The following is a 3541-nucleotide window of genomic DNA, read 5'->3' on the forward strand; positions in this document are numbered from 1 at the left end:
AGGAAAATCCTGATATCCCTTAAATTTACCGAATATAAAATAGTTTGTATGATAGGTATTTAACAAACCTTCAAAATACACCTTTGTTCAATATCTGATCCACAATTTTCTTCTAACGAGGACTTCCTGAAGTGCCTGTAATCTCTGCTGAGTCTCTGGAAAACTTTACCGAAACACTCCTGCTGAAAGGTGGGGCCAATGAAGAAGAAGCACGCATCGTTTCCCACAGCCTGGTCGATGCGAATTTACTCGGCCATGATTCACACGGAGTGATGCGGCTCCCCTTCTACCTGGGTCGCGTCAAAGAAGGCATCCTCAAAGCGGGTGAGAAGCTGCAGATTCTGAATGAAACCCCGGCTGCGATTACCGGCGACGGTTGCTGGGGCTTCGGTCAAACCGTGATGCACGAACTGATAAACCGCTTGATCGAAAAAGCATCCCAGCTGGGGGTGGCCTGCGGAACGTTAAAACGTGCTTCCCATATCGGCAGACTGGGAGAGTATGCTGAAATGGCGGCCGCCCAGGGCATGGCCTCCATCATCTGCGCCAATACGCATGGTTCTGCCCCGCGCGTCGCGCCGGTGGGCGGCAAACGTCCCCGCCTCGGAACCAATCCCATCTGTATCGGAATGCCCGGCGGTGCGGAAGGTCCGTTTGTCCTGGATTTTGGAACCTCTGCCACCGCAGAGGGAAAGGTCCGTATTAAAAAGATCGCCGGCGAACAGGTTCCCCCCGGTTTGATTCTGGATCCGGATGGAAATCCCACGACCGACCCCAACCAGCTCTACGGAAATCCTCCTGGCACGATTCTCCCGATGGGCGGCGATCAGGCCTACAAAGGTTTTGGGCTCTCCTTCATGGTGGAAATGCTCTGCGGTGCCCTCTCGGGCGGACAATGTGCGTTCCCCGACCCGCCACCGCCACAGGGAAACTGTGTTTTTGTTATCGTCATCGATCCGAAACATCTGGGCGGGCAGAATCATATGCTGAATGAAATTGTCAATCTTGAGAAGTATGTCAGAAGCGTCCCGTTGAAAGAGGGCGTGAGTGAAATATTCCTTCCCGGTGATCCTGAAAAGAAAACAGCGGCCGCCCGTAAAAAAACAGGAATTTCACTGGATCGTGGTAACTGGGAAGCCTTGACGAAACTTGCTGAGGAATTAGGGGTAGAAGTTCCGCAGGTGGAAGAATCGTAGTGACTGTCAGAAATGTCGAATGACCTTGAGAGCAACCAGAAACCGACTCCCGGCGATCAGGATGCGCGCCTGTACGTTCCCATCAGAGACACGGAAAATATCAAAGTCGGGGTAAAAACATCGCCGTCCAGGGAGTATTGTTTTTCAAAGTTTCCGGGTGAGGATTACTATCATCTTTTAATGCACGGCGAGGTCTATGTCACGAACGGCCATGACATGCACTGCCTGGAATGTGCGCTTCGACACGGTTTTCTTACCAGAGACCGCTTGAACTGGCAGCATCAGCAGCGCGATAAAACGGCCCCGTAAAGCACTATCAGATCTGCTACGCATTCACAGGCAGAATCGTCGTTGCTTTCATATAGTTTGAAGCAGATTCGAACCCTGGCTCCTGCAGCACGACCTGTTCGGCGTCTGACCACCAGACGACGGCTTGTTCCTGAGTCCACTCTTTGAGCTGCAATTGATTCAAGGCACTGTATAACGCTTCTGCAGTCTGGAACCGATCTTCGGGTTTCTTTGCCAGACACTTCATAATAATCGCTTCCAGCTCGTCGGAGATTTCCGGATTGAGCTCGGATAGCGGTTTCACTGCCTGGCTCACATGGGCAAACACGACTTTCAGCGCCGTCTCGCCTTCAAATACCGGCTGACCGGTCAGTAAATAATATGCGGTTGCCCCCAGTGAATAGATGTCTGAACGGGAATCGGGCTTTCCATCGCCGGTCACGACCTCCGGACTGGTGTAAAGTGGTGAGCCGACAACAGCCCCTTCCATTGTCAGATTCAGGGAATTCTTTTCGGAACGACTGTCTTTGACTAAACCAAAATCAAGCAGTTTGGCCACATCGTATAGCCCGCCCCGTTCCGCAGAAAAGATATTTCCCGGTTTGATGTCTCGGTGAATCAGACCTTTATGATGCGCTTCCGCCAGAGCGGAACAAACCTGCTTCAACAGATAAACAACCCGTTCAGGAGGCAGAGCGCCAAAACGTTCTACGATCTCCTGCAGATTGAGCCCCGGCAGGAACTCCATCACATAATAAAAGGTCCCCTCTTCCGTATGACCATAATCATAGATTTCAATGGTATTCGGGTGAGTTAAACCGGCAGTCGCCTGAACTTCACCCTCAAAACGCAGCAGCACGTTGCTGTCGTCAACCTTGTCGCGCCGGATCAGCTTAATCGCACACGGGCGTTTCAACAGCCGGTGTTCAGCCAGATAAACTTCGCCCATGCCTCCGCTGCCCACCTGCTGGCGCAGCGTGTACATGCCGATGCTTTTCGCATCAAAGGCTTCGCGCCTGAGACTGCCCACCCGATACGATCCATAAACAGCCGTACTCGCAGCAATCAGCAGCAGGATCATCATTTCAGATAATCCGCCTGTGTAGAGCACTTCCGAGACTTCCGGCACTCGCATGCCCGTCATCATGGCCCCTGCAATCGGAGTGATCACCATCAGACTGACAACCGAGATGACTCCCCGTAAGGAGTTGGGGATAAAAAATCCGTAGGTATAAATCAAAATTACCCAGGGAAAAACGGCTCGCAGAGGAAAGGCAAACGCAACCTTGCCCAGAAAAACAGGGTCGCAGGCACAGATTTCGCAAAAATGCCACCAGATAAAGAACGCTGCCGGCGCACCGAATGTAATCGCTTCACAGATTCTCAGTCGATAAATACACTGGCAGGGACGCCACCAGAGAAAACCTGAGACGGCAAACAGAATCCCCGTCAAAATCGAATCGAGGAGCAACATATCCTGACCGTGAGAATTCGTAAATTCCCCCAGCCACAGTCCGCGCAGTAAGAATGCGGATGAAGCTAGCGCCAACAATAAGGAAGCCATCCGCAGCCGACTGAGTAAGAGCACTCTTCCCTGCTCTTGAAACATGCCTGAGCCACGAGAGACCACTCCGGCGTGAGGACAGAATTTGCCCGCTTCTTTAGTAAGGTTCTTATGAATCGGAAGCAGCGGTGCAGCTAACGTTTTGTCATCCACAGATAAAGGGGCTTTCTGTTTTGAACTCATCCTCAAAGTTCCAGGTATGATCGACAATGATCTATCACGATTGAATCAGAGTCTGTAATAAATTTCACAGCAGTTGAGCGACTCTGCTTGATCAGTTGGCAGCCATTGAACATCAATCACAACCAGGCGCGTCGTCGTTATTGTAAAACTCAAAACAGAACCGATCGGAGAGCACAGCAATTTTGGCTCTATTATACGTCGTGGGAAAGACGAATTACAGTGCCTTTTACAGACTCGGGCCAAATTTACTTTTTGCACTATAAATCGTTACAAGACTGACACTTATACTACAACGACGTCCGTTTCTGAT

At 50.9% G+C, this 3541-nt stretch carries 3 protein-coding genes; 2 read left to right on the top strand and 1 reads right to left on the bottom strand.

The window, feature by feature from the left end; all coding sequences use genetic code 11:
* The first annotated feature begins 131 nt into the window (after window positions 1–131).
* Both Q0294_RS20650 and Q0294_RS20655 read left to right on the top strand, forming a co-directional pair.
* Window positions 132–1196 (top strand): Ldh family oxidoreductase, encoded by a 1065-nt coding sequence (locus tag Q0294_RS20650; RefSeq protein ID WP_299469229.1) that lies wholly within the window; start codon window positions 132–134, stop codon window positions 1194–1196.
* A 12-nt stretch (window positions 1197–1208) separates the two neighbouring features.
* Entirely contained in the window at window positions 1209–1505 is a 297-nt protein-coding gene (locus tag Q0294_RS20655; protein ID WP_299469231.1) for a hypothetical protein, read from the top strand.
* Between the two features lie 16 nt (window positions 1506–1521).
* Here Q0294_RS20655 and Q0294_RS20660 read toward each other — a convergent pair whose 3' ends face one another.
* Window positions 1522–3231, bottom strand: a complete 1710-nt coding sequence (locus Q0294_RS20660) for a serine/threonine-protein kinase (RefSeq protein WP_299469233.1) — start codon at window positions 3229–3231, stop codon at window positions 1522–1524.
* Window positions 3232–3541 lie beyond the last annotated feature (310 nt).

The organism is uncultured Gimesia sp. (assembly GCF_937919775.1).
Taxonomy (GTDB): domain Bacteria; phylum Planctomycetota; class Planctomycetia; order Planctomycetales; family Planctomycetaceae; genus Gimesia.

Coding starts and splice junctions, on each gene's coding strand:
- Q0294_RS20655 (WP_299469231.1), top strand. CDS start 1,209: ATGTCGAATGACCTTGAGAGCAACCAGAAACCGACTCCCGGCGATCAG.
- Q0294_RS20660 (WP_299469233.1), bottom strand. CDS start 3,231: ATGAGTTCAAAACAGAAAGCCCCTTTATCTGTGGATGACAAAACGTTA.